24 protein-coding genes and 2 tRNA genes are annotated in these 25,115 nt (G+C 64.7%); 17 read left to right on the forward strand and 9 right to left on the reverse strand.

What is annotated here, in order from left to right:
- Nucleotides 1-48 precede the first annotated feature (48 nt).
- From EYE40_RS12435 to EYE40_RS12460, 6 genes are all read left to right on the forward strand, one after another.
- Entirely contained in the window at nt 49-1,725 is a 1,677-nt protein-coding gene (locus EYE40_RS12435) for a DUF6049 family protein (protein WP_154071863.1), read from the forward strand.
- Nucleotides 1,722-3,371: a murein biosynthesis integral membrane protein MurJ gene (gene murJ, locus EYE40_RS12440; RefSeq protein ID WP_130982241.1), complete on the forward strand. Its 1,650-nt coding sequence runs from the start codon at nt 1,722-1,724 to the stop codon at nt 3,369-3,371. The genes EYE40_RS12435 and murJ overlap by 4 nt, the downstream gene beginning before the upstream one ends.
- A gap of 97 nt (nt 3,372-3,468) precedes the next feature.
- Nucleotides 3,469-4,449, forward strand: coding sequence for a thioredoxin-disulfide reductase (trxB, locus tag EYE40_RS12445; protein WP_130982242.1), 981 nt, complete (start codon nt 3,469-3,471; stop codon nt 4,447-4,449).
- Nucleotides 4,450-4,481: 32 nt separating this feature from the next.
- Nucleotides 4,482-4,808 carry a thioredoxin gene (gene trxA / locus EYE40_RS12450; protein WP_130982243.1) on the forward strand — a complete coding sequence of 109 codons (327 nt, stop codon included), beginning with the start codon at nt 4,482-4,484 and terminating at the stop codon, nt 4,806-4,808.
- A gap of 108 nt (nt 4,809-4,916) precedes the next feature.
- On the forward strand, nt 4,917-6,221 hold the full coding sequence (locus EYE40_RS12455; protein WP_130982244.1) for an aminotransferase-like domain-containing protein: 1,305 nt from the start codon (nt 4,917-4,919) through the stop codon (nt 6,219-6,221).
- Between the two features lie 9 nt (nt 6,222-6,230).
- Nucleotides 6,231-7,190: a D-alanine--D-alanine ligase family protein gene (locus EYE40_RS12460; protein ID WP_130982245.1), complete on the forward strand. Its 960-nt coding sequence runs from the start codon at nt 6,231-6,233 to the stop codon at nt 7,188-7,190.
- Between the two features lie 19 nt (nt 7,191-7,209).
- On the opposite strand, the gene EYE40_RS12465 is transcribed toward EYE40_RS12460, so the two are convergent.
- The 8 genes from EYE40_RS12465 to rpmH form a co-directional block, all read right to left on the reverse strand.
- A complete protein-coding gene (locus EYE40_RS12465; RefSeq protein ID WP_130982246.1) occupies nt 7,210-8,178 on the reverse strand; it encodes a ParB/RepB/Spo0J family partition protein in 969 nt (322 codons plus the stop codon).
- Nucleotides 8,178-8,999, reverse strand: coding sequence for a ParA family protein (locus tag EYE40_RS12470; protein WP_130982917.1), 822 nt, complete (start codon nt 8,997-8,999; stop codon nt 8,178-8,180). Before EYE40_RS12470 ends, EYE40_RS12465 begins: the two co-directional genes overlap by 1 nt.
- A 333-nt stretch (nt 9,000-9,332) precedes the next feature.
- Nucleotides 9,333-9,971: a 16S rRNA (guanine(527)-N(7))-methyltransferase RsmG gene (gene rsmG, locus EYE40_RS12475; protein WP_130982918.1), complete on the reverse strand. Its 639-nt coding sequence runs from the start codon at nt 9,969-9,971 to the stop codon at nt 9,333-9,335.
- A gap of 23 nt (nt 9,972-9,994) precedes the next feature.
- Nucleotides 9,995-10,546, reverse strand: a complete 552-nt coding sequence (locus EYE40_RS12480) for a Jag family protein (protein WP_130982247.1) — start codon at nt 10,544-10,546, stop codon at nt 9,995-9,997.
- A complete protein-coding gene (gene yidC / locus EYE40_RS12485; RefSeq protein ID WP_130982248.1) occupies nt 10,543-11,526 on the reverse strand; it encodes a membrane protein insertase YidC in 984 nt (327 codons plus the stop codon). Before yidC ends, EYE40_RS12480 begins: the two co-directional genes overlap by 4 nt.
- A gap of 8 nt (nt 11,527-11,534) precedes the next feature.
- Nucleotides 11,535-11,846, reverse strand: coding sequence for a membrane protein insertion efficiency factor YidD (gene yidD / locus EYE40_RS12490; protein WP_130982249.1), 312 nt, complete (start codon nt 11,844-11,846; stop codon nt 11,535-11,537).
- Complete coding sequence (gene rnpA, locus EYE40_RS12495; protein ID WP_130982250.1) at nt 11,843-12,184, reverse strand: ribonuclease P protein component; 342 nt, start codon at nt 12,182-12,184, stop codon at nt 11,843-11,845. Before rnpA ends, yidD begins: the two co-directional genes overlap by 4 nt.
- A gap of 61 nt (nt 12,185-12,245) precedes the next feature.
- Entirely contained in the window at nt 12,246-12,383 is a 138-nt protein-coding gene (gene rpmH / locus EYE40_RS12500) for a 50S ribosomal protein L34 (RefSeq protein WP_130982251.1), read from the reverse strand.
- Between the two features lie 287 nt (nt 12,384-12,670).
- Between rpmH and dnaA the strand changes: the two genes are divergently transcribed.
- The 10 genes from dnaA to EYE40_RS12550 all read left to right on the forward strand — a co-directional run bounded on the left by dnaA (nt 12,671) and on the right by EYE40_RS12550 (nt 23,701).
- Complete coding sequence (dnaA, locus tag EYE40_RS12505) at nt 12,671-14,098, forward strand: chromosomal replication initiator protein DnaA (RefSeq protein ID WP_130982252.1); 1,428 nt, start codon at nt 12,671-12,673, stop codon at nt 14,096-14,098.
- 345 nt (nt 14,099-14,443) lie between these two features.
- Entirely contained in the window at nt 14,444-15,589 is a 1,146-nt protein-coding gene (dnaN, locus tag EYE40_RS12510) for a DNA polymerase III subunit beta (protein ID WP_130982253.1), read from the forward strand.
- 33 nt (nt 15,590-15,622) lie between these two features.
- The gene (gene gnd, locus EYE40_RS12515; protein ID WP_130982254.1) at nt 15,623-16,507 is read left to right on the forward strand and encodes a phosphogluconate dehydrogenase (NAD(+)-dependent, decarboxylating); all 885 of its coding nucleotides are present in this window, start codon (nt 15,623-15,625) and stop codon (nt 16,505-16,507) included.
- A gap of 16 nt (nt 16,508-16,523) precedes the next feature.
- A complete protein-coding gene (gene recF, locus EYE40_RS12520; RefSeq protein ID WP_130982919.1) occupies nt 16,524-17,693 on the forward strand; it encodes a DNA replication/repair protein RecF in 1,170 nt (389 codons plus the stop codon).
- Entirely contained in the window at nt 17,690-18,214 is a 525-nt protein-coding gene (locus tag EYE40_RS12525; RefSeq protein ID WP_130982255.1) for a DciA family protein, read from the forward strand. The genes recF and EYE40_RS12525 overlap by 4 nt, the downstream gene beginning before the upstream one ends.
- Nucleotides 18,215-18,378: 164 nt before the next feature.
- Nucleotides 18,379-20,448 carry a DNA topoisomerase (ATP-hydrolyzing) subunit B gene (gyrB, locus tag EYE40_RS12530; RefSeq protein WP_193554511.1) on the forward strand — a complete coding sequence of 690 codons (2,070 nt, stop codon included), beginning with the start codon at nt 18,379-18,381 and terminating at the stop codon, nt 20,446-20,448.
- A 10-nt stretch (nt 20,449-20,458) separates the two neighbouring features.
- A complete protein-coding gene (gene gyrA / locus EYE40_RS12535; protein WP_130982256.1) occupies nt 20,459-23,050 on the forward strand; it encodes a DNA gyrase subunit A in 2,592 nt (863 codons plus the stop codon).
- The gene (locus EYE40_RS12540) at nt 23,043-23,450 is read left to right on the forward strand and encodes a DUF3566 domain-containing protein (protein WP_130982257.1); all 408 of its coding nucleotides are present in this window, start codon (nt 23,043-23,045) and stop codon (nt 23,448-23,450) included. The genes gyrA and EYE40_RS12540 overlap by 8 nt, the downstream gene beginning before the upstream one ends.
- A gap of 73 nt (nt 23,451-23,523) precedes the next feature.
- Nucleotides 23,524-23,597 (forward strand) — tRNA-Ile (locus EYE40_RS12545).
- Between the two features lie 31 nt (nt 23,598-23,628).
- Nucleotides 23,629-23,701: transfer RNA gene (locus tag EYE40_RS12550), tRNA-Ala, on the forward strand.
- Nucleotides 23,702-23,755: 54 nt separating this feature from the next.
- On the opposite strand, the gene EYE40_RS12555 is transcribed toward EYE40_RS12550, so the two are convergent.
- A complete protein-coding gene (locus tag EYE40_RS12555) occupies nt 23,756-24,337 on the reverse strand; it encodes a hypothetical protein (RefSeq protein ID WP_130982258.1) in 582 nt (193 codons plus the stop codon).
- Nucleotides 24,338-24,484: 147 nt separating this feature from the next.
- On the opposite strand from EYE40_RS12555, the gene EYE40_RS12560 reads away from it, so the two are divergent.
- Nucleotides 24,485-25,024 (forward strand): peptidylprolyl isomerase, encoded by a 540-nt coding sequence (locus EYE40_RS12560; RefSeq protein ID WP_130982259.1) that lies wholly within the window; start codon nt 24,485-24,487, stop codon nt 25,022-25,024.
- The last annotated feature ends 91 nt before the right edge of the window (nt 25,025-25,115 follow it).

Raw genomic sequence — 25,115 nt, forward strand, 5'->3', positions numbered from 1 at the left:
AGAATAGACTCTTCCCATGGTGGCCGAGCGAACTTCAGGGGCATGCCCGTGTCCGTGAAGCCCGCGATCCGCGCCTTTGCCGCGGCAATCGGCGTCGTCGCGCTTGTCGCGAGCGCACCCGTCTCAGCGAACGCCGCCGCTCTCGCACCGGCCTCTGTCGTGCGCGTCGGGGTGGTTGTGCCGCTCAGTGTTCCGGGCGGTCTCGGCGGCATCATCGACCTGGACACCCTCGCCGCCTATACCGCGCCCGGCGGCCTGTTGACCCGGGAGCTCGAGGCCATCATCGACACCCCGGTGACGATCGGCATCGATCCGATGATCATTGCGTCGATTCGCCTGCTCGGCTCCTCCGCCCCCGAGAGCGCCACCCAGTGGCTCGATCGTCTCGCCGCGGCCAGCAATGACACGTTCGCCCTGAGCTACGCGGATTCCGACCTCACTCTCGGCCTGCAGGCCGGCAGCGGTGCGGTGCTCGAGCCCACCTCCTTCGACTTCGCGATCGACTCCGGCCTGTTCGCAGCGGTCGACCCGGAGGCCACGCCCGATCCGAACGCGACGGCCGACCCGGGCACGGCGCCCCCGCTGCCCACGAGCGAGACCCTGCTCGACTGGGACTACACCCTCGGCGACGTGGCCTGGCCGCAGCCGGCGACGGTCACCGCAGACGACCTCGCGACGATCACGGCGAGCGGCTACACCTCGACGGTGCTGAGCTCCGGCAACGTGACAGCGGTCGCCGCGGGCCGCGCCCACCTGAGCGTCGGCGGCGAGTCCGTTCTCGTCACGGATGACGCCCTCTCCGCCCAGCTCAGCGCGACGATCACGGCGACCTCGACCGAAGCCTGGCAGCAGCAGACCATCGCACTCTCGACCGCTCTCGGCGCGATCCCCGCGCCCCGCGACGGCGACGTGGCATCCGTCGTACTCGGCCTCGACCGGGGCAGTTTTGCCCCGGGCTCCCGCCTGCGCGCGACACTTCTGTCGCTCAGTGTGCCGCAGAATCTCGAGCTGGTCGGCCTCTCTGACGTGCTGCGGGATGACGCTGCCAGCACCACGCTCACCGATGCACCGCAGACCGACGTGCGGGTGTCCCTCGCGAAGTCGATGCTCACGGCGGAGGGTCTCGACGCGTCGTTCGCGACGGTCGCCGAGGATCCCGCGCTGATCACGGGGGAGCGCAGGATCCGCCTGCTCAGCGCGCTCGCGCCGCAGTGGAACCGTGACCCGGGTACCTGGGGCTCCGAGGTCGACGGCTACCTCGCCGACTCCGCGTCGCTGCGAGCCTCGGTGCGCGTCGCAGCCTCGAGCGACCTCGTGTTCCCCGAGCGCGGGTTCGTGCCGGTCAACATCATCAATAACCTCGAGCAGCCGGTGACCGTGATCATTACGGTCAAACCGCTCACCCCGCTGCTCAACGTCGAGGATGCCAACTTCGAGCTCACGATCGAGCCCGCCTCGCAGCGCCGCGCGCAGATCCCGGCCGTCGCCCGCTCCAACGGGCTCGTCGACCTCGCGGTGTCCGTGCGCAGCCTCGGCGACGTGCGCGTCGGCACCACCACCTACTTCAAGGCCAACGTGCAGGCGGGCTGGGAGACGCCGGTCGTGAGCATCATCGGCGTGCTGGTGTTCGGTGTTTTCGCGCTCGGCATCGTGCGGAACATCCGCCGTCGCCTTAAGGCACGTCGCGCACCGGTAGACACCGTCGCAGCCACGGAGGCCGAGTGAGCGGGCAGAGCATCGGGCGGTCGAGTGCGATCCTCGCCTCGGGCACGCTGATATCGAGGATTCTCGGACTGGTCAGCGCCCTCGTTCTCGCCGCAGCCCTCGGCCAACTCGGGGTCGGTGACGCCTTCGCCCTGGCCAACCAGCTGCCCAACAACATCTACGCGATCATCGCGGGCGGCTTGCTGAGCGCGATCCTCGTGCCGCAGATTGTGCGCGCCGAGAAGCACCCCGACGGCGGCCAGCTCTACATCAACCGGCTGATCACGCTCGGCCTGGTCGTCTTCCTGCTCATCGCGGTGCTCGCCACTGTCGCGGCTCCCCTGCTCGTCGACTTCTACTCGCAGCAGGGCGGCGAGGGGTCACGCGGGCTCGACCCGGCCGACCGCGAGCTCGCCAACCTGTTCGCCTACTGGTGCCTGCCGCAGATCTTTTTCTACGCGGTCTACAGCCTGCTCGGTGAGGTGCTGAACGCGCGCCGCGTGTTCGGGCCGTTCACCTGGGCGCCGGTTGTCAACAACGTCATCGCGATCGGCGGCCTCGTCGCCTTCATCGTCATGTTCGGCGCCGACCCCGCAAACGCGGAGGGCGAGGACTGGACGACGGGCATGATCGCCCTCGTCGCCGGCAGCGCGACGCTCGGCGTTGTCGTGCAGGCCGCGTTCCTGATGCTGTTCTGGCGCCGATCCGGGCTCTCCTATCGTCCCGACTTCCGCTGGCGGGGTGTGGGTCTCGGCACCGCGGGCAAGGCGGCTGCCTGGACCTTCGCGATGATCACCGTCACCCAGCTCGCGGGTGTTGTGCAGAACCGCGTCGCCTCGCTCGCCTCGGGCGAGGGTGCCTCGATCAACACGCTGCGCTTCTCCTGGTTGATCTTTATGCTGCCGCACTCGATCGCCGCCGTATCGATCGCGACACCCTATTTCACCAGGATGAGCGGGTCCGCGCGTGACGGGGACTTCGCCGCCGTTCGTCGCGACCTGTCGTCGTCGTTGCGCGGCATCGGTGTCATCCTCGTCTTCGCCGCCGTCGGGCTGGTCGTGCTCGCCTACCCGTTCAGCGCCCTGTTCTCGGTGAGCGGTGGAACCGTCGACTTCGCCACCGTCTCGCAGATGGCGCCCGTGGTGATCTTCTACCTGCTCGGGCTCATCCCGTTCAGCGTGCTGTTCGTGCTGCAGCGCACCTTCTACGCGCTCGAAGACACCCGCACACCGTTCTTCTTCACCGTGCTGCAGTCCTCACTGTTCGTGCTCGGGGCGCTTGTCGTCGCGACCTGGCCGACCTCGGTCATCGCGATCGGCATCGCCGCTGTGACATCCATTGCGGGAACCGTGCAGTTCCTCACCGCAGCGCTCATCCTGCGCCGCCGGCTCGGCGGCATTGACGCGAAGAGAGTTCTGCGCCAGTACGCGCTCTACCTGCTCGCGAGCCTGCCGGCCGCGGCGGTAGGCGTCGGCCTGCTATTCGTTATGGGTGGCACCGTTGCCGGCGGATTTGCCGTCTCAAGCTTGCTGAACGCGCTGCTCTCCATGGCCGCCATCGGTACGGCGATGGCCGGCGTGTACTTCGGTGTGCTCTGGCTGCTCCGGGTCGCCGAGCTGCGGGCCTTCGTCGGGCCGCTTCTGGCTCGGATCCGCCGCAGAAGCTAGCGGCCGGGGCATCCCGCATCTCAGCCTGATAGCCGGAATATGCTGCCCCTAGGATGGGTTATACCGGCTACAGCACAATCTTGAAGGGTCGTTTCACGTGCGCCAGATCATCATCATCGGCTCAGGACCCGCCGGATACACGGCGGCCATCTACGCCGCGCGAGCCAACCTCGCCCCCCTGCTCATCGCGAGCTCCGTCGAGGCCGGCGGCGAACTCATGAAGACCACTGAGGTCGACAACTACCCCGGATTCCCCGAAGGCATCCAGGGCCCCGACCTCATGATCGCCATGGAGGCCCAGGCACGTCGCTTCGGCACAGAGATTGTTCTGGATGACGTCACCAAGCTCGAGCTCGAGGGAGACGTCAAGCGCGTCACGCTCGGCAACGGCGACATTCACGAAGCCCTGTCCGTTGTCTTCGCCACAGGGTCGGCCTACCGCAAGCTCGGACTGTCAGACGAGGATCGCCTCAGCGGCTCCGGCGTGTCCTGGTGTGCAACCTGCGACGGGTTCTTCTTCCGCCAGAAGACGATCGCGGTCGTCGGCGGCGGCGACTCGGCCATGGAAGAAGCGACCTTCCTCACGAAGTTCGCGGACAAGGTCTATGTCATCCACCGCAAGGATTCGCTGCGCGCGTCGAAGGCCATGCAGGATCGCGCCTTCACCAACCCGAAGATCGAGTTCCTCTGGAACAAGGAAGTCGCGCACATCTACGGCGACGGACTGGTCACGGGTGTCGGCCTGCTCGACACGGTGGACGGCTCGGAGACGACCGTCGACCTGAGCGGCCTGTTCATCGCGATCGGCGCCGACCCGCGCACGCACCTCGTGCACGGACAGCTCGACCTCACCGCCGAGGGCACAATCGCCGTCGACGGACGCTCGTCGCGCACCAACATCACCGGAGTCTTCGCCGCGGGCGACGTCATCGACCCGACCTACCGCCAGGCCGTCACGGCTGCAGGATCGGGAACCGTAGCCGCCCTCGACGCCGAGCACTACCTCGCGTCGCTGCCGAAGGCGATCGTGGAAGCGGCCGTACAGGCCAGCGGCCTCGAAGTCCCGGTCAGCGCCTAACCACTTCTCACCCCGAACAAAGGAAACCAGCCATGTCTGCAGCCCCCGACGTCACCGACGCCACCTTCGAGGACCTCGTCCTCAACTCGGAAGACACCATCATGGTGGACTTCTGGGCCGAGTGGTGCGGCCCGTGTCGCGCCGTCTCCCCGATCCTCGACGCGATCGCGACGGAGCACTCCGACAAGATCAAGATCGTCAAGCTCAACGTCGACGACAACCCGCAGATCGCCATGAAGTACCAGATCACCTCCATCCCCGCGATGAAGGTCTTCAAGGGCGGCGAGGTCGTCAAGACCATCATCGGCGCAAAGCCGAAGCCGGCCATCGAGGCTGACCTTGCCGAGTTCCTCGCCTAACGGCGGGGTCCGTCGCTGAACTCGGAAGCCCCGCTCGCATGTCGAGAGGGGCTTCTTCCGTGTAATCAGCCCCTATTCTTGAACCTTCGACACGAAATCGGACGAACCATGACCGCACAGGGCAACAACCTCGACCCGTGGTACCACCACTACGCAGACCGCACGGCGAACCTCAGCGCCTCTGAAGTCCGCGCCCTGTTCGCCGTCGCCTCGCGCCCCGAGGTCGTCTCTCTGGCCGGCGGTATGCCCTTCGTCTCCGCCCTGCCGCAGGATCGCGTGGGCGACACCCTCGATCGCGTGATGCGCGAACGCGGTTCCGTCGCTTTGCAGTATGGCTCCGGCCAGGGTGACCCGCGCCTGCGTGAGCAGATCCTCGAGGTCATGGCACTCGAGGGCATCCGGGGGAGTGCGGATGACGTCGTCGTCACCACGGGCTCCCAGCACGCTCTCGAGCTCATCACCAAGCTGTTCATCAACCCGGGTGACGTCGTCATCGCCGAAGGCCCCAGCTATGTCACGGCCATGGTCGTGTTCCGTTCGTTCCAGGCCCAGATCGAGCACGCCGACATGGACGAGTTCGGGCTGATCCCCGAGGCTCTGCGCCGGAAGATCGCCTCGCTCAAGGCCGATGGCAAGCGGATCAAGTTCCTCTACACGATTCCCACCTTCAGCAACCCGGCCGGGGTCACCCTGACCTGGGAGCGCCGCCTCGAGATCCTCGAGATCTGCCGCTCGAACGACATCCTCGTTCTCGAAGACAACCCCTACGGCCTGCTGTACTTCGACGCCCCGCCGCCGCACGCGCTGCGTTCGGTCGACGAGGACGGCGTGGTGTACCTCGGAACGTTCTCGAAGACCCTCGCGCCCGGATTCCGTGTGGGCTGGGCGCTCGCGCCGCACGCCATCCGCGAGAAGCTCATTCTGGCCAACGAGGCGGCCGTGCTCTCGCCGTCGTCGTTCAGCCAGCTCGTGATCTCCGACTATCTCGCGACGACGGACTGGAAGGGCCAGATCGACACCTTCCGCGGTGTGTACCGCGAGCGACGCGACGCCATGCTGCAGGCGCTCGACGACTACCTGCCCGACCTGTCGTGGACGGTTCCCAACGGCGGCTTCTACGTCTGGCTCACCCTGCCTGACCGGCTCGACAGCAAGGCAATGCTGCCGCGCGCCGTCACCGAGCTCGTCGCCTACACCCCCGGAACCGCTTTTTATGCTGATGGGAGCGGGAAGAACAAGATCCGCCTCTCGTTCTGCTACCCCACGCCCGACTTCATTCGCGAGGGTATCCGCCGCCTGACCAAGGTCGTGAACGGCGAACTCGAGCTGCTCGACACCTTCGCCGGCACCGGCCAGCTCGACGTCGTGCGTCAGGACCTCAAGTACATCAGCCCGCCGCCGAACATTAACTAGGGACTCCTTATGACCGACACGACACACCGCTCCATCGTCGTCCTGGCCGGCGGCCTCTCCCACGAGCGCGACGTCTCCCTGCGCTCGGGGCGCCGGGTCTCCGACAGCCTCTCGCAGCACGGCATCTCGGTCGTCACGAGAGATCCGGATGCCACTCTTCTCGCCGATCTCTCAGCGACACGGCCCGACGTGATCTGGCCGGCCCTCCACGGCGCAAGCGGCGAAGACGGCGCCCTGCGCGGCCTCCTGGACTACCTGGGCATCCCGTACGTCGGCTCGACCGCCGACGCCACGCGCCTCGCCTGGGACAAGCCGACCGCCAAGGTAGTCGTCCAACGCGCGGGGGTGCCGACACCGCGCTCGATCACGCTGCCCCGCGACACCTTCCGAGAGCTGGGCGCCTCGGCCGTGCTCGATGTGATCACCGCGGAGCTCACCGGCCCGCTCGTGGTGAAGCCCGCGCAGGGCGGTTCGGCCCAGGGCGTGAGCATCGTCGACAGCGTCGATGACCTGCCGCGCGCCATGGTCAACGCCTACACCTACTTCGACGTGGCGCTCATCGAGCAGAAGATCGTCGGCACAGAGGTCGCTGTCTGCATCATCGACACCGGGGATGGCCCCGTGGCGCTGCCGGCCATCGAGATCGAACCGGTGGGCGGCGTCTACAGCTTCGAGGCGCACTACACGGCGGGGGAGACCCGTTTCTACGCTCCGGCCCGCATTGCTCCGGATGTCGCGGCGCGCGTCGCCGAGGTGGCCATCGCGGCCCACGCCGCCCTCGGCCTCCGCCACATCTCTCGCGTCGACATCATCGTGGATGCGGCCGGCACGCCGTGGTTCCTCGAGGCGAGCGTGATGCCCGGACTCACCGAGACGTCACTCTTCCCGATCGCACTCGAAGCCGCCGGCCACGACGTCGGGTGGGTCTATTCGGCCCTCGCCGACACCGCCGTTCGCGACCACAATTAGGGTTTGACCAGCTTTTTTCCTAGTTGAAGCCGGGCTGCCCGAGCTCGCCGAGGATACGGTTCAGGTCGCCTACCGTGGCGAAGTCGATCACGATGGTGCCCTTCGACGAGCCGAGGCTCACCTTGACACGGGTGTTGAGACGGTCGCCAAGACGCTCCGCGATCTCATCGAGCTGGCCCTGGCGTCCGCCTGCTGAAGGCTTCGTCTTCGTCGGCTTCTTCGGGGCGACCTGACCGGCTGCGGCCTCCGCGGCACGCACCGAGAGGTCCTCGTTGACGATCTTCGTCGCCAGGGTCTCCTGCGTGGCCGCGTCGTCTCCGACCGAGAGGATGGCCCTCGCGTGACCCGCGCTCAGTACTCCGGCAGCGACACGCTTCTGGATCGAGGCGGGCAGGCGCAGCAGGCGGATGGTGTTGGTGATCTGCGGGCGCGAGCGACCGATGCGCGTGGCCAGCTCGTCCTGGGTGATTCCGAAGTCCGCGAGCAGCTGCTGGTAGGCCGATGCCTCTTCGAGCGGGTTGAGGTTGGCGCGGTGCAGGTTCTCGAGCAGGGCATCCCGAAGCATGTCCTCGTCGGCGGTGTTCTTGATGACCGCGGGGATCGTGTCGAGTCCGAGCTGCTTGGTCGCACGAAGTCGGCGCTCACCCATGATGAGCTCGAACTGCGGGCCACCGGCGACAGCGCCCTGGAGCGGACGCACCACAATGGGCTGCAGGACGCCGATCTCGCGGATGGAGACGACGAGTTCGGCGAGCTCCTCCTCGCGGAACTCGGTGCGCGGCTGGCTCGAGTTCGGCACGATGTCGTCGGGGGAGAGGTTGGCGAGGCGCGCACCGGGCACGGCGAGCAGGGCCTCACCGTCGTCGATCGTCGTGGCCGGGCTGCTCGGGAAGAAGACGTCGACCGGGCGGCCGGTGTCTTCGCTGTCGCTGCCCGGGATCAGGGCGCCGATGCCTCGACCGAGGCCGGTTCTCTTGGGTGTTGCCATTAGGCGGGTGCTCCCCTGTGTGCGATTTCGGATGCTGCTTCGAGGTACGAGAGTGAACCTGGCGAGGTCGGGTCGTAGCTGATGACGGTCTGGCCGTAGCTGGGCGCCTCGGAGATGCGCACCGAGCGGGGGATCAGGGTCTTGAGCACTTCCTGAGGAAAGTGCTGGCGAACGTCATCCGCCACCTGGTTGGCGAGATTGGTGCGCGAGTCGTACATGGTCAACAGGATCGTCGATACCGACAGGCGCGGGTTGAGGTGGCGCTCGATCAGCTTGATGTTGTTCAGCAGCTGGCTGAGGCCCTCGAGCGCGTAGTACTCGCACTGGATCGGTATGAGAACCTCGCGGGCCGCAACGAACGCGTTGATGGTCAGCAGCCCGAGCGAGGGTGGGCAGTCGATGAACACGTAATGGAAGTCGTCATCGGACTGGCCGAGGAACGCGTCGAGCGCGGAGCGCAGACGCTGCTCGCGCGCGACGAGGGAGACGAGCTCAATTTCGGCACCGGCGAGGTGAATGGTCGCGGGCACGCAGAACAGGGTGTCGAACTCGGGGCTCTTCTGGATGACCTGCGACATGGGTTCGTCGTTGATGATGACGTCGTAGACACTCACGGTGTCTGAACGGTGCTCTACGCCGAGCGCGGTCGAGGCGTTGCCCTGCGGGTCCAGGTCGATGACCAGCACTCGAGCGCCGGACCGGGCAAGTGCTGCTGCCAGGTTCACGGTCGTGGTGGTCTTGCCGACGCCACCTTTCTGGTTGGCGACGGTGAAGATTCGTGGCTCGGTCGGCAGGGGGAGCGATTCCGCTTCGATCGCCATACGGCGGCGGGTGTTCTCCGCCAGTTCGCGGGCGAGGGGGGTTGTTGCATCAAATGCAGAAGGGGTGATGGTTTCGGCTTTCTTCGCAGCCGCGCGTTCTTCCACGGCCTGGGCGAGGGCGACGTTCACGGGGGTCGGGGCCAGGGGGCTGACGCGCGACGGAGTTCCGGGGTTCGTCGCAGCGGCGACGTCACTGTTCGGATGTTTCACGTGAAACCTTCTTCGTGGTTGCTGGGGGCAGAGTATCCGGATCGGCCGACCCGGGGTGCTGGTCGACCCCTCGCTGGGGATAATCCGCCGCGCGCTCAGGCTCCGGAGGAGAGGCGCAAACGATCAGTCAACTGTAGCCCGAAACACCCGGGTGACTTCGGGGACAACTCCCTCGCCCAACACGAGCACCTCAACATTGCTCAGCCGGGCTTTACGGATGATCTTCGCCGCAGCGTCGATCTCATCCTGGACTCGTGAGCCCTTCATGAACAGGAGTTCACCGCCCGAACGGACCAGGGGAGCGGTCGTGGGGATCAGCTTGCTCAGTGAACTCACCGCGCGCGCCGTCAGCTGATCCAACGGTACGTCGAGACGAGTCTCCTCCGAGCGAGCACGGATGACCGTGACGTTGTCCAGTCCGAGATCCGCCGCCTCGGAGATCAGCCAGTCGACTCTGCGCTCCATCGGCTCGATGAGCACGAGGTGCACGTCGGGGCGGGCGATCGCCAGAACCAGTCCGGGAAGGCCAGCTCCGCTGCCTACGTCTCCGGTACGACCGGGACGGAGCAGGGGAGCGACGATCGCGCAGTTCAGGATGTGACGTGACCACAGTCGTGGCACCTCGAGCGGCCCAATGAGACCCAGCTCCTCACCGCGTCTCGCGAGATCGGCGGTGTACTGGCGAGCGACATCGATGCGGTCGCCGAAGAGCGGGGCTGCGGTCGACGGCTCTGCCTCGACGGCATTCTCAACTTCGGGGATGTCGCTCAATGTTTCACGTGAAACTATGCGCGGGTGATGACGGTGTGACGGTCGCGGCCTTCGCCCTCGGACTCCGAGGAGAAACCGCGCTCGCTCACCACATCGTGGACGAGCTTCCGCTCGTAGGAGGACATGGCGGGAAGGGCCGCGGAGGAAGCTCCACCGTCGATGCGCTCGATCGCCTTGTCGACGAGGATGGTCAACTCGGCCACGCGAGCCTCGCGCGATCCGCCGACATCGAGGATGAGGCGGGAGAATCCGCCGGTCTTGGTCTGCACGGCGATGCGCGTGAGCTCCTGCAGCGCGTTGACGGTCTCCGGCTTGGAGAGCAGGCGCAGGTTGGTGTCCTCACTCGAGTTCACTGAGACGTAGGCGCGCCCACCGCGGGTGTCGATCTCGATGTCTCCATCGAGATCCGTTATGTCGAGGAGCTCCTCGATGTAGTCGGCAGCGATCTCGCCCTCTTCTTCGAGCTGGCCGGCGGTAGGAGCACTGCTGGTGCTCTCCTCGGTCGTGGCCTCAGCTTCGACGGCTTCGTCGGCTGCTGCTTCTTCGGTCTGGGTAACGTCGGTCACTTTTTTCCACCCTGCTTCTTGGAACGGTTCTTACCAACGGGCTGTGCACGCTGGACTTTCTTGGGCTCCTCGACGAGCGGGGTCTCGGAGATCGGTTCGGGGATGCCGCGACGCTGGCGCTTGCGGGCGAGGCGGGCCTCCCGCTCGAAGGCGGCCTGGCTGCCGGGAGTCGGCAGGTTACGGATCACGAGGAACTGCTGGACCATGGTCCAGGCGTTCGACGTGAGCCAATAGAACATCACGCCGAGCGGGAAGGCAAAACCGGAGAAGGCGAAGACGAGGGGAAGCAGGTACAGCAGCACGCGCTGCTGCTTGAACATTGGGCTCTCCTTCATCTCCTTCGACTGGTTCTTCGACATGATCTGCAGCTGGGTGATGAACTGCGAGGCAGTCATGAGCACGACCATGATGGCGGCGATCACGATGACCCAGACGTTGCCGTCTGCGGTGCTCATCGCGAGGTGCAGGGGAGCGATGTCGAACAGCGACGCGTCGCCGAATGACTTCGAGAGGTCGTCGTTGAGCAGGCCGACGCCCGCGGTCTCAACGCCGTTCTTGACGTTGACCGCGTGGTTCTGCGCGTGGCTCAGCACGGAGAAGAGGCTGAAGAAGATCGGCATCTGGATAAGCAGCGGCAGGCAGGAAGAGAGCGGGTTGGTCCCGGTGTCCTTGTACATGGCCATCGTCTCGCGGGACATGGCCTCGCGGGAGAACTGGTCCTTCTTGCCCTTGTACTTGTCCTGAATCTTCTTGAGCTGGGGCGCGACCTCCATCATGCGGCGCTGGCTCTTGATCTGGCGTACGAAGATCGGAATCAGCGCGGCACGGATGACGAGCACGAGTCCGACGATGGACAGCACCCAGGTCAGACCCGCGTCGGGGTCGAGGCCGATGTTGGTGAGTAGCCAATGGAAGGCAACGAGGATGAGCTCGACCACCCATTTGATGGGCCACAGTATGGCTCCGAAGATATCTGGCATGTGTGGGGTCAGCCCTTTCCGTGGCCACTCGCTGTAACAAAACCGAACCGCGTCGTCGTGTGCCGGTGGGGCTCGCGCGCGGGAACGTCATCCACTCCGCCGACCGCCCAGGGGTGGCAGCGTGCGATACGGCGTGAGCCCATCCAGACGCCGCGTACAACGCCGTACTGCTGGATGGCCTCGAGCGCGTACGCCGAGCAGGAGGGGTAATACCGGCAGACATCGCCGTAGAGCGGAGAGATCACCGCGCGATAGACGCGGAGGATGACGACGCAGAGATTGCGGGGAACGAGCATCACGAAGGAGAGCGCCCTGTTCATCGTCTCTCCACACTCCTGGTTACAGCGTTGATGATCTCCGTGTGCAGGGTAACCCAGGAAGCCTCGGTGGAAGCTGGAAGCGGACGCACCACGATGTCGTGACCCGTAGCCCGTGATTCCAGCAATTCTCGTCCGATCGACCGGAGCCTTCGGCGCATCCTGTTTCTCACGACAGAGCCGCCGACACTCTTCGCGACGATGAACCCGAATCGAGTCGGCGACGAATCGCCCGTTCGCGTCGAGTAGACGACGGCTATGGGGGAGGTGGCCCTGCGTCCCGTGCGCACGACACTCCTGAATTCGGCGCCGGTAATCACCCTGTTCGCTTTAGCGAGCATGGCGAGACCTGGCACCACAATCACGGAATGACTGCACGGGCCGCAACAGCACCGGGAAGAACTAGGCGGAGAGTTCGGTGCGACCCTTACGACGACGAGCACCGAGGATGGCGCGGCCGGCGCGGGTGCGCATGCGAAGACGGAAGCCATGCACCTTGGAACGGCGACGGTTGTTCGGCTGGAAAGTTCTCTTGCTCATGTGTATAGCTCCAAAGCCCAGCTCTGGAAGCCGGAAAAGTTAGGAATGCCCGAGGGCGGAAGTCAACTGATTAAAAATACGGTGTTAAACCCGTGCGGTCAAACCCGACCTTGTGGAAACAAAGTTATCCACATCGGGATAACTGGGGGTTGGTAACCCGGCCACGCGCTGAACTAAGGTAAAGCTCAGCCATTCTTCGAGGGCAGAATCGGCATTCGCGAACTCCCCAAGGTTATCGTACCAGTGGATAACTCTGTGAGTAACTGTTAATTCGATTCGGAAGGCACATGGCAGACACCGCTGATTCGACGCCGGCAATCTGGCGCTCGGTGCTCGCTCGCCTCACCTCCGACGAGCGCATTACGCCCCAGCTGCACGGCTTCATCAGCCTGGTCGAGCCACGCGGCATCATGGCCGGCACCCTCTACCTCGAGGTGCCGAACGAATTGACCCGCGGCATGCTCGAGCAGCGCATCCGTCTCCCGCTCCTCAACGCGATCGCCGGACTCAGCGAGGATCAGGAAGTCACGAACTTCGCCATCGTCGTAAACCCCGATATCCAGGCCGACACCCTCGAGCAGGCGAACACGATCAGTGAGCCCGGCTACATCGAACCGACCATGATGTCATCGTCGCTCGAGCAAGAGAACACCTCACCGCCCAGCCGTCGCGCCGACTCCCGCCTCAACCCGAAGTACAACTTCGACAACTTCGTCATCGGTGGATCCAACCGCTTCGCCCACGCTGCAGCAGTCGCCGTGGCCGAGGCGCCGGCCAAGGCCTATAACCCGCTCTTCATCTACGGCGATTCCGGGCTTGGTAAGACCCACCTCCTGCACGCGATCGGCCACTACGCCGAGAGTCTCTACCCCGGAATCCGCGTGCGCTACGTGTCCAGCGAGGAATTCACCAACGACTTCATCAACTCGATTGCCAACAACAGGGCCAGTGTCTTCCAGTCGCGCTACCGCGAGATCGACATCCTGCTGATCGACGACATCCAGTTCCTGCAGGGCAAGGACTCCACTCAGGAGGCCTTCTTCCACACCTTCAATACGCTGCACGACCACAACAAGCAGGTGGTCATCACAAGCGACCTGCCCCCGAAACACCTCACGGGGTTCGAGGACCGCATGCGTTCCCGCTTCGAGTGGGGCCTCATCACCGACGTGCAGGCACCGGACCTTGAGACACGCATCGCCATCCTCCGCAAGAAGGCACAGAGCGAGAAGCTTCAGGTCGAGAACGAGATCCTCGAATACATGGCCTCGAAGGTGTCGTCGAACATCCGCGAGCTCGAGGGAACCCTGATCCGCGTCACAGCGTTCGCGAGCCTCAACCGCCAGCCGGTCGACCTCGCCCTGGTGCAGACCGTGCTCAAGGACCTCATCACCCTCGACGAGGACAATGTCATCGCACCGGTCGACATCATCAACCACACCGCGGCGTACTTCAAGCTCACGGTCGACGACCTATACGGGTCATCCCGTTCCCAGGCCGTCGCGACCGCCCGCCAGATCGCGATGTATCTCTGCCGCGAAATGACCAACCTTTCGCTGCCCAAGATCGGACAGCTGTTCGGCAACCGTGACCACACAACGGTCATGTACGCGAACAAAAAGATCACCGAGCTGATGAAAGAACGTCGCTCCATTTACAACCAGGTCACCGAGCTCACCAGCCGCATCAAGCAGAACCACCGCTTCAAGAGCTGATCGAGAGTTTGCACATGCATTCCACAACCTGTGGATAACCGTGCCGACTCGCCGCTCGGATTGTTGATGAAAATCTCTGGCCTGTGGAAACAGGATTCGCCGACGCCGGCGGTTGTGGACTTCGTCCCACAGTTTGTGACCCCGGTCTCTACAAGTCACACTGATGTAGTTCCCAATCCGTGGCCTGCGAATGACAAGTTATCCACAGTTCCCACAGCGGTTAAGAATGTTGTTCTTTCTTTAATTCTTTGTTGGATCTGAAAGAACCTTTGACGTCCACGCCCTACCGCGCTGTGTCAGTATTAACCGGCCAGACCAGCATCCATCAGCGACAGGGGTTACTCCGTGAAGTTCCAGGTCAATCGCGACGTCTTCAGCGAGGCTGTGTCCTTTGCGGTCAAGCTGCTTCCGCAGCGCACCACGCTCCCCATCCTGAGCGGAATCCTGATCGAGGCGACCGCTGACGGACTCACCCTCTCCTCCTTCGACTACGAGGTCTCGGCCCAGACGGAGATCGCCGCCCAGGTGGAGGAACCCGGCAAGGTTCTCGTCTCCGGTCGCCTGCTCGCCGACATCGCGAGCCGCTTGCCGAACGCTCCCGTCACCTTCTCCACCGACGAGGGGCGCATCTCCGTCTCCTGTGGTTCGGCGAACTTCACCCTCCTGAGCATGCCGGTCGAGGAATACCCCACGCTTCCGCAGGTGTCGGCCCAGTCCGGCGTCCTGCCGGCTGAGTTGTTCGCAGCCGCTGTCTCGCAGGTCGCCGTCGCTGCATCGCGGGATGACGTGACCCCCGTGATCACAGGTGTGCAGCTCGAGATTTCCGAGAACAGCCTGTCCCTCATCGCCACCGACCGGTACCGCGTTGCGGTCCGCGAGATCGAGTGGACCGGGGGAGAGTCGGTCACCGACGGACTCACCGCCCTCGTGCCCGCCCGCACCCTCACCGAGATCGGCAAGACGTTCGGCCACAGCGGCAGCATCTCGGTCGCGATCACGAGCACCGACGAACGTGAGCTGATCGCGTTCCAGGCCGACAAGAAGACCGTGACGTCGCTGCTCATCAAGGGCAACTTTCCTCCGGTCAAGCGCCTCTTCCCCGAGGTCGTCGACAACTACGCGGTCATCAACACCGCAGAGCTCATCGAGGCCGTGCGCCGCGTCTCGCTGGTGCTCGAGCGCGAGGCCGCGCTGCGCTTCTCCTTCTCGATCGAGGGACTCACCCTCGAGGCGATCGGATCCGAGCAGGCCCAGGCCTCCGAGACCATCGATGCATTCCTCACCGGAACCGACACCGTCGTCTCGCTCAAGCCGGCTTTCCTGCTTGACGGTCTGGGTGCCGTGCACTCGGAGTTCGTGCGCATCTCGTTCACCAAGACCGAGAACCCGAACAAGCCCGGGCCGGTGCTGATCACCAGCCAGGCGTCCAAGGACCAGCCGGGCGCCGATAACTACAAGTACCTGCTGCAGCCCAACCTGCTTCTTCGCTAAGCAGCATCCACCACGAACACTCAAGGGACCACCATGCACATCGGGCTTATCGGACTCGGCAAGATGGGCAACAACATGCGCGCTCGCCTGCGGGAGCACGACATCGAGGTCACGGGTTACGACCCGAATCCCGAGGTTTCGGATGTCGCGAGCCTCGCCGCCCTCGCAGAAGCTCTCCCCACACCGCGCATCGTCTGGGTCATGGTGCCCTCCGGTGCCATCACGGCGAGTGTCATTACCGAGCTCGGCGGAGTACTCGAGGCCGGCGACCTGGTCATCGAGGGTGGCAACTCCCGCTTCACCGAGGATTTCACACATTCGGCGCTGCTCGCCGAAAAGGGTGTGAAGTATGTCGATGCCGGTGTTTCCGGCGGAGTGTGGGGTCTCAAGAACGGTTACGGCCTCATGGTCGGCGGCGACGCGTCCGACGTTGAGCGCGCACTCCCGGTATTCGACGCGCTCCGCCCCGATGGTCCGCGCGACGAGGGATTCGTGCACGCCGGCGAGATCGGTGCCGGCCACTACGCGAAGATGGTGCACAACGGCATCGAGTACGCGCTGATGCAGGCCTGGGCCGAGGGCTACGAACTGCTCGACACCCGCAAGGACATCATCAAAGACGTCACGGGCACCTTCAAGGCCTGGCAGCGCGGAACTGTTGTGCGCTCCTGGCTGCTCGAGCTGCTGGTCAAGGCGCTCGAGGAGGATCCGGAATTCGAGGACATCGAGGGCTATGTCGAGGATTCCGGTGAGGGACGGTGGACCGTCGAGGAAGCACTCAACAATGCCGTGCCGGTTCCGACGATCAGTGCGTCGATCTTCGCCCGGTTCGTCTCCCGCCAGCAGGACTCTCCGTCGATGAAAGCCGTCGCTGCGCTGCGCAAGCAGTTCGGTGGGCACGCCGTCCGCAAGAGCTGAGGCGAGCGCGCAGCTCGTGATCGTCTCGCATCTCAACCTCACCGACTTCCGTAACTACGAGACGGTCGATGTCGCGATGGTGCCGGGCGCCAATGTGTTCGTCGGCAGCAACGGACAGGGCAAGACGAACCTGGTCGAGGCGCTCGGTTATCTGAGCACGCTCGGATCGCACCGCGTCTCAACCGATCACGCAATGATCCGGCAGGGACGCGATTCGGCAATCGTTCGGGCCCGCCTTGAGAATGGTGATCGCCAGGTGCTCGCCGAGGTGCAGATCAACCGTTCGGGAGCCAACCGCGCGCAGGTCAACCGTTCGGTGATCAAGACCCGGGAGCTTCCGCGCTACTTCTCGAGCGTGCTGTTCGCCCCCGAGGATCTCGCTCTCGTGAGGGGGGAGCCCTCCGGCCGCCGACGCTTCATGGATGAGCTGCTCGTGCAGCGCTCGCCCCGACTCTCCGCAGTGATGACCGACTACGAACGTGTGCTCCGCCAGCGCAACACCCTCTTGAAGTCCGCGCGAGCGTCTGGCGTGCGCGGCGACCAGCTCAGCACCCTCGAGATCTGGGACGAGCGCCTGGTCGAGTTCGGCTCCCTCATCATCGAGGCGCGCAGCCAGCTCATCGCAGAACTCCTGCCCGAGGTGGCCGCGGCTTATTCGGCGATCGCCGGCGCCGACCATGAGGCGAGTCTCACCACCCTGCTCAGCATCCTCTCGACCGACTCTCGCGACGCCGAGCCCGAGCTCGACGAGGCGGCTACCCGTGGGGGATCGATCAGCGCCACCGACGCCGGAGAACACTTCCGCGCCGCACTCGCGCGACTCCGTCGCGCGGAACTCGATCGCGGCCTCACGCTCGCCGGCCCACACCGCGATGATCTTGTGCTCCAGCTCAACGGGTTGCCCGCGCGAGGCTATGCGAGTCACGGTGAGTCCTGGTCGTTCGCCCTCGCGCTGAAGCTGGCGTCCGCCGAGGTGCTGCGGCGCGAGTCGCCATCCGGCGATCCGGTGCTAATCCTCGACGATGTCTTCGCGGAACTCGACCAGTCCCGCCGGGCTCGCCTGGCATCTGCGGTCGAGGGATTCGAACAGGTGCTCATCACAGCCGCGGTACTGGATGACGTTCCCGCCGAACTCGCCGGTCACATCGTGCGTATCCGCGCCGGAGCGATCGAGGAGGACGCGTGACCGACAGCAATGTTCCACGTGAAACTTCTGGGGAGCGCGAGACCGATGAGGCCCGTGCGGTCTATGCGCGCTTCCGCCGGATCTTCGGCCAGCCCGGTGCAACCTCGCGCGACGCGCGCAAGCGCGCGATCAGGGTGGATGGCGCGACAGTTCCCTTCGGCGCCGGCCGAGACCCGTCAGGACTCGGCGACATCATCGACGGCCTGACCGCACGGATGGGGTGGACGTCCCCGCTTGCACAGTCCGAGCTGCTGCTGGCCTGGGCCGATATCGCCGGTGCGGAGACGGCCGAGCACTCGACACCGATGGGCATCGAGGACGGCATCCTCACTGTGCAATGCGACTCGACTGCCTGGGCAACACAGCTGCGCCTGATGAAGACCACGATCACCACGCACATTGCGACGAGGTACCCGGAGGCCGGAATCCAGTCCATACGCTTCGAAGGACCGAACGCCCCTTCGTGGAAACGTGGCCCCAGATCTATTCCAGGCCGTGGCCCACGCGATACCTACGGCTAGTAGGGCAAATTCGGTCACATGGCGACGAACTGTCCCCAGACCGGCGTATATCCCCTCTGAGGGGGTAGAACTTGGTAGACTGTTCGGTGGCCGTCGGACGCGTCTCACTTGGGACCACACCTCCGAATGGCGGAGTGATCGAACGCGTCAGGAGACAACTACAGATGTCAGCAAACCCTACTGAAGGCCTTCCGGAAGACGCCACTCCAGCACCGATTGACAGCTTGGCACCGATCGAAGTAGCAGCCCCGATCGAAGCAGCGCCGGCGGCAGACCCCACCGCTCTTCACCAGGGTGAAGCAGACGACAACTACGGTGCCGACCAGATCCAGATCCTCGAGGGTCTTGAGGCCGTGCGCAAGCGCCCGGGTATGTACATCGGTTCGACCGGCCCGCGCGGACTCCACCACCTCGTCTACGAGGTCGTCGACAACTCCGTCGATGAGGCACTCGCCGGCTACTGCGACACCATCGATGTCTGGATCCGCAAGGACGGCTCGCTGCGCACGCGCGACAACGGCCGCGGAATCCCGGTCGACCTCAACAAGCAGGAGAACAAGTCCACTGTCGAGGTCGTGATGACGATCCTGCACGCGGGTGGCAAGTTCGGCGGCGGTGGTTACTCCGTTTCCGGTGGACTGCACGGCGTAGGCATCTCCGTCGTGAACGCGCTCTCGAGCGAGGTCGACACCGAGGTGCGCCGCCAGGGTCACGTCTGGCGCATGTCGTTCAAGAACGGTGTGCCCGTCGCACCGCTCGAGAAGGGCGAGAGCACCAACGAGACCGGAACCCAGCAGACCTTCTGGCCGAGCAAGGAGACCTTCGAGACGGTCGAGTTCGACTATGAAACTCTCCGTGCACGCTTCCAGCAGATGGCCTTCCTCAACAAGGGCCTGCGGATCACCATCACCGACGAACGCGGTGAAGAAGAGGTCTCCGAGTCGTACATGTATGAGCGCGGTCTCGTCGACTACGTCGAGTACCTCAACACGGCGAAGAAGGCCGACCTCATCCACCCCGACGTCATCGCCTTCGAGTCGGAGGACAGCGACCGCAAGATCTCCCTCGAGGTCGCGATGCAGTGGACCAACGCTTACACCGAGAGCGTGCACACCTACGCGAACACGATCAACACCCACGAGGGTGGAACCCACGAGGAGGGCTTCCGGGCGGCGCTGACCACCCTCGTCAACAAGTACGCACGCGAGAAGAACATCATCAAGGAGAAGGACGAGAACCTCTCCGGCGACGACGTGCGCGAGGGTCTCACCGCCGTCATCTCGGTGAAGCTCGCCGAACCGCAGTTCGAGGGCCAGACCAAGACCAAGCTCGGCAACACCGAGGCGAAGGCGTTCGTGCAGCGCGTCGCCGGCCAGCAGCTCGGCGACTGGTTCGACCGCAACCCGACGCAGGCACGCGACGTGATCCGCAAGGCGATCCAGGCTTCGCAGGCGCGTCTCGCCGCCCGCAAGGCGCGCGAGCAGACCCGCCGCAAGGGACTGCTCGAGTCGAGCGGAATGCCCGGCAAGCTGCGCGACTGCTCCAGCAAAGACCCGGCGCTGTCCGAGATCTTCATGGTGGAGGGCGACTCGGCCGGCGGTTCGGCCGTGCAGGGACGTAATCCCGAATTCCAGGCGATCCTGCCGCTGCGTGGCAAGATCCTCAACGTCGAGAAGGCACGTCTCGATCGCGCCCTCGGCAACAACGAGGTCCAGTCGATGATCACCGCGTTCGGCGCGGGCGTCGGCGAGGACTTCGACCCCGAGAAGGCCCGGTACCACAAGATCGTGCTGATGGCCGATGCCGACGTCGACGGCCAGCACATCACGACCCTGCTGCTGACACTGCTGTTCCGCTACATGCGTCCACTCATCGACCTCGGCTACGTCTACCTCGCGCAGCCGCCGCTCTACCGTCTCAAGTGGAGCAACGCTCAGCACGAGTACGTCTACAGCGACCGCGAACGCGACGCCCTCGTCGAGGCAGGCCTCGCCGCCGGAAAGCGTATGCCCAAGGACAACGGCATCCAGCGCTACAAGGGTCTGGGCGAGATGGACTACAAGGAGCTGTGGGAGACCACGATGGACCCCGCGACCCGCACTCTTCTCCAGGTGACTCTGGATGACGCTGCCGCCGCCGACGAGATCTTCTCCACCCTCATGGGTGAAGACGTCGAGTCCCGCCGCAACTTCATCCAGCGCAACGCCAAAGACGTCCGCTTCCTGGACATATAAGGACTAACCCATGGCCGATGTAACAGAACCCGAAACGCCGAAGAACGAGCCGAAATTCGTCGACGCCGTTGTGGACACCCGTCACGACAAGATCAACCAGGTCGACCTGCAGCTTGAGATGCAGCGCTCCTACCTCGACTACGCGATGAGCGTTATCGTCGGTCGCGCGCTGCCCGAGGTGCGTGACGGCCTCAAGCCCGTGCACCGTCGCGTGATCTACGCGATGTACGACGGCGGCTACCGCCCCGAGAAGGGTTTCTCCAAGTGCACCCGCGTCATCGGTGACGTGATGGGGCAGTTCCACCCGCACGGTGACTCCTCGGTCTACGACGCACTCGTGCGCCTCGTTCAGCCGTGGAGCCTGCGTTACCCGCTCGCCCTCGGGCAGGGTAACTTCGGTTCGCCCGGAAACGACGGCGCCGCCGCCCACCGGTACACCGAGACCAAGATGGCCCCGCTCGCCATGGAGATGGTGCGGGACATCGAGGAAGACACCGTCGACTTCCAGGACAACTACGACGGTCGCACCCAGGAGCCCACGGTTCTGCCGAGCCGCTTCCCGAACCTGCTCGTCAACGGTTCGGTGGGCATCGCGGTCGGCATGGCCACGAACATCCCGCCGCACAATCTTCGCGAGGTCGGCGAGGCCGCACTCTGGCACCTTGCGAATCCGCAGGCGTCCCGCGAGGAGCTGCTCGAAGCGCTGATCCAGCGCGTGAAGGGCCCGGACTTCCCGACCGGCGCGCAGATCCTCGGTATGAAGGGCATCCAGGACGCGTACCGCACGGGCCGCGGCTCGATCACGATGCGCGCCGTGGTGAACGTCGAAGAGCTCCAGGGTCGCACCTGCCTCGTCGTCACCGAGCTGCCGTACCAGGTCAACCCCGACAACCTCGCGCTCAAGATCGCCGACCTCGTCAAGGAGGGCAAGCTCGCGGGCATCGCCGACATCCGCGACGAGACCTCGGGTCGCACCGGCCAGCGCCTCGTGATCGTGCTCAAGCGCGACGCGATTCCGAAGGTCGTGCTCAACAACCTCTACAAGCACACGCAGCTGCAGGAGAACTTCGGCGCGAACATGCTCGCGATCGTGGACGGAATCCCGCGCACGCTCTCGCTCGACGGCTTCATCACCGCCTGGGCGACGCACCAGATCGAGGTCATCGTCCGCCGCACGCAGTTCCGCCTGCGTAAGGCCGAGGAGCGCGCGCACATCCTGCGCGGTTACCTCAAGGCGCTCGACGCGCTCGACGAGGTCATCGCTCTCATCCGCCGCTCGCCCACCGTCGAGGAGGCCCGCGACGGCCTGATGACGCTGCTCGACATCGACGAGCTGCAGGCTCGCGCCATCCTCGACATGCAGTTGCGCCGCCTCGCCGCCCTCGAGCGCCAGAAGATCATCGACGAGCACGACGCCATCGAGGCCGAGATCGTGGAGTTCAAGGCGATCATCGCCAGCCCCGAGCGCCAGAGCGCGATCGTCAGCGAAGAGCTCACCGACCTGATCGCCAAGTACGGCGACGACCGCCGCACCGAGATCATGTTCGGTTTCGACGGCGACATGAGCGTCGAAGACCTCATCCCCGAAGAGGAGATGGTTCTCACCGTCACGCGCGGTGGGTACATCAAGCGCACCCGCAGCGACAACTACCGCAGCCAGCACCGCGGCGGCAAGGGCGTCAAGGGCGCCCAGCTGCGCGCCGACGACATCGTCGAGCACTTCTTCGTCACCACGACCCACCACTGGCTGCTGTTCTTCACGAATACCGGTCGGGTCTACCGCGCCAAGGCCTACGAGGTGCAGGAGGCCGGCCGCGATGCCAAGGGCCAGCACGTCGCCAACCTGCTCGCCATGCAGCCGGGGGAGGAGATAGCCCAGATCCTCGACATCCGCGACTACGAGGCGGCCAAGTACCTGGTGCTCGCCACCCGCGGCGGCCTCGTCAAGAAGACCGGCCTCACCGAGTACGACACCAACCGCACCGGAGGCATCATCGCCATCAACCTGCGCGAGGGCGACGAGCTTGTCTCGGCCATGCTCGTCGAGGAGGACCAGGATGTGCTCCTCGTCTCCCGCAAGGGCATGTCGATCCGTTTCACGGCATCCGACTCGGCGATGCGACCCATGGGCCGTTCGACCTCTGGCGTGAAGGGAATGGACTTCCGGGCGGAGGACCAGCTGCTGAGCGCGAGTGTCGTCACCGACGACGGTTTCGTCTTCGTCGTGACCGAGGGTGGCTTCGCGAAGCGCACCGCGGCCGACCAGTACCGCGTGCAGAATCGAGGCGGCCTGGGCATCAAGGTGGCCAAGTTGCAGGAGGCGCGTGGCGATCTCGCGGGTGCCCTGATCGTCGGCGACGACGACGAGGTCCTTGTGGTTCTTGCCAGCGGCAAGGTGGTACGCTCCTCGGTGGCCGAGGTTCCGGCCAAGGGTCGTGACACCATGGGTGTTGTGTTCGCCCGGTTTGCGGACGACGACAAGATCATCGCACTTGCCAAGAACAGTGAGCGCAATCTAGTTAGTCAGGACGACGAACCCGTCGACGCCGAGGGCGTGACGGAAGTCGAAGCTCCTGGAAAGGACGAGTCAGTAGATGAGTAGTGTCGCGGAGAAGCTGCAGCGCAAGTCGCAGCGGCCAGTAGCCACCAAGCAGGTTCGCCTCAAGCTGGTCTACGTCGACTTCTGGTCGACGGTCAAGCTGTCGTTCCTCGTCGCGGTTTCGCTGGGCGTTGTGCTCGTCGTCGCAACCATCCTGATCTACCTCGTCCTGCAATCCACGGGCGTTTTTGACAAGGTGGATGCCCTGCTCATCGACATCCTGACGGAGGACGGGTTCAGCATCGCCAAGAACCTCTCGCTCGGCACGGTCGGTTTCTTCAGCATCATCGTCGCTATCGTGAACATCATCGTGGGCACGGCCCTCGGTGCGATCACGAGCCTGCTGTACAACCTCAGCGTGCGACTGACCGGTGGACTCCTCGTCGGATTCACCAACAACTAAGCCACTTTTTCTCAGCGAGCATCGCTCGATTGGGAAACTGGGTGCGGGTGCGATACTCTCGTATCTGCCCAACGGGGGTATAGCTCAGGCGGTTAGAGCGCTTCGCTGATAACGAAGAGGTCCGTGGTTCAAGTCCACGTACCCCCACTGGAGTCCATGAAAAAAGGACTCTTCGACCGGGGCCTTAGCTCAATTGGTAGAGCGCCTGCTTTGCAAGCAGGAGGTCAGGGGTTCGATTCCCCTAGGCTCCACGTCCTAACAAGAAAAGGCCCGCACAATGTGCGGGCCTTTTCTCGTTGGCGTGGTTAGGCGGTCGGCGTCTCGACGTCGGCCTGGTCGACGGGGAGCAGTTCCTCGTCGTCGATCCACAGGTCGTCGTCGGCGCGCAGCGTCTGCCAGGCGGCGTAGGCGATGCCGGCGAAGGCCACAACGCCGATGCCGATCAGGATGTACTTGCCGGGTCCGGACTTCTGCTGCACGAGGCCGGTCTTCACGCCCACCGCGTTGGCGGTCTTGGCGGCAGACTTGGTCGCGCGTCCGAGAGCTTCGCGCACGTGCGGGCTCTTCGCGGCCTCGATGACGGCGAGAGCCGAACCGAGGGCTGAGGTCACGGCGGGGAAGACGTCATCGACGAACTTGTCGCGGGTCGAGGTGGCCGCGTGACGCGTTGCCGAGACGCCAGTGTTCACGACGGGACGGATGCGGTCCTCGTACGTGTCCTTGACGCGCGGGGCGACGTCTTCGCGGGCGTAGTTGGCAGCCTGGCGACTTGCGTCACGAACGACTCGGGTGGCGTGCTCGAGAACGTCTCGCTGGTCGTGCACGAGTTCTTCGGCCTGGCGCTTGAGCTTTGTGAACTCGCGCTGGCGCTTGCGGGACAGTCCCATGGAACAACCTCCGTCTGTGGGGATCAGCAATCGTGACAATCCTGTCACGCGCTTGCTTCAACAGTACCGATGAAGCTGGGAGAGACTTGTGGAGGAGCCGAACGTCACCGCAGCCTCACAGCTACGCCCTATGCAAGAATTGGGGCTATGTCTGTCCACACTGCTGTTGCAACCATCACCACCAACCACGGCGTCATCACGGTCAACCTTCTCGGTAACCACGCCCCGAAGACCGTCGACAACTTCGTCGGCCTTGCCACGGGTAGCCGCGAATGGACCCACCCGGCAACGGGCAAGGTCTCCAATGACCCGCTGTACAACGGTGTGATCTTCCATCGCATCATCAAGCAGTTCATGCTCCAGGCCGGCGACCCGCTGGGCCAGGGCGTCGGTGGACCCGGCTACGAGTTCGACGACGAGATCCACCCCGAGCTGAACTTCAACGAGCCGTACGTGCTCGCCATGGCCAACGCCGGCTCGCGCGGCGGCAAGGGCACCAACGGCTCGCAGTTCTTCATCACGACGGTTCCGACCCCGTGGCTCCAGGCCAAGCACACGATCTTCGGCCTGGTCGAAGACGAGGAGTCGCGCCGCGTCGTCGACGCGATCGAGGCAGTGCCGACGGACGGCCGTGACAAGCCACTCAGTGACGTCGTCATTGAGAGCGTCACGATCACCACCGTTTAGTCCCCGTTCGTGAGTGACGCGCGGGATCCGAACAACTACTGTTACCGGCATCCGGATCGCGAGAGCTACATCCTGTGCCAGCGGTGCGGGC

Origin of the sequence: Glaciihabitans arcticus (assembly GCF_004310685.1) — a bacterium.
Lineage (GTDB): Bacteria > Actinomycetota > Actinomycetes > Actinomycetales > Microbacteriaceae > Conyzicola > Conyzicola arctica.

What these genes read in the sequence shown, in the direction of transcription:
- gyrB (WP_193554511.1), top strand. Translation starts at nt 18,379, where the DNA reads ATGTCAGCAAACCCTACTGAAGGCCTTCCGGAAGACGCCACTCCAGCA.
- rpmH (WP_130982251.1), bottom strand. Translation starts at nt 12,383, where the DNA reads ATGAGCAAGAGAACTTTCCAGCCGAACAACCGTCGCCGTTCCAAGGTG.
- yidD (WP_130982249.1), bottom strand. Translation starts at nt 11,846, where the DNA reads ATGAACAGGGCGCTCTCCTTCGTGATGCTCGTTCCCCGCAATCTCTGC.
- gyrA (WP_130982256.1), top strand. Translation starts at nt 20,459, where the DNA reads ATGGCCGATGTAACAGAACCCGAAACGCCGAAGAACGAGCCGAAATTC.
- EYE40_RS12560 (WP_130982259.1), top strand. Translation starts at nt 24,485, where the DNA reads ATGTCTGTCCACACTGCTGTTGCAACCATCACCACCAACCACGGCGTC.
- rnpA (WP_130982250.1), bottom strand. Translation starts at nt 12,184, where the DNA reads ATGCTCGCTAAAGCGAACAGGGTGATTACCGGCGCCGAATTCAGGAGT.
- EYE40_RS12555 (WP_130982258.1), bottom strand. Translation starts at nt 24,337, where the DNA reads ATGGGACTGTCCCGCAAGCGCCAGCGCGAGTTCACAAAGCTCAAGCGC.
- EYE40_RS12540 (WP_130982257.1), top strand. Translation starts at nt 23,043, where the DNA reads ATGAGTAGTGTCGCGGAGAAGCTGCAGCGCAAGTCGCAGCGGCCAGTA.
- EYE40_RS12455 (WP_130982244.1), top strand. Translation starts at nt 4,917, where the DNA reads ATGACCGCACAGGGCAACAACCTCGACCCGTGGTACCACCACTACGCA.
- yidC (WP_130982248.1), bottom strand. Translation starts at nt 11,526, where the DNA reads ATGCCAGATATCTTCGGAGCCATACTGTGGCCCATCAAATGGGTGGTC.
- EYE40_RS12465 (WP_130982246.1), bottom strand. Translation starts at nt 8,178, where the DNA reads ATGGCAACACCCAAGAGAACCGGCCTCGGTCGAGGCATCGGCGCCCTG.
- EYE40_RS12470 (WP_130982917.1), bottom strand. Translation starts at nt 8,999, where the DNA reads ATGGCGATCGAAGCGGAATCGCTCCCCCTGCCGACCGAGCCACGAATC.
- gnd (WP_130982254.1), top strand. Translation starts at nt 15,623, where the DNA reads ATGCACATCGGGCTTATCGGACTCGGCAAGATGGGCAACAACATGCGC.
- EYE40_RS12460 (WP_130982245.1), top strand. Translation starts at nt 6,231, where the DNA reads ATGACCGACACGACACACCGCTCCATCGTCGTCCTGGCCGGCGGCCTC.
- dnaA (WP_130982252.1), top strand. Translation starts at nt 12,671, where the DNA reads ATGGCAGACACCGCTGATTCGACGCCGGCAATCTGGCGCTCGGTGCTC.
- trxA (WP_130982243.1), top strand. Translation starts at nt 4,482, where the DNA reads ATGTCTGCAGCCCCCGACGTCACCGACGCCACCTTCGAGGACCTCGTC.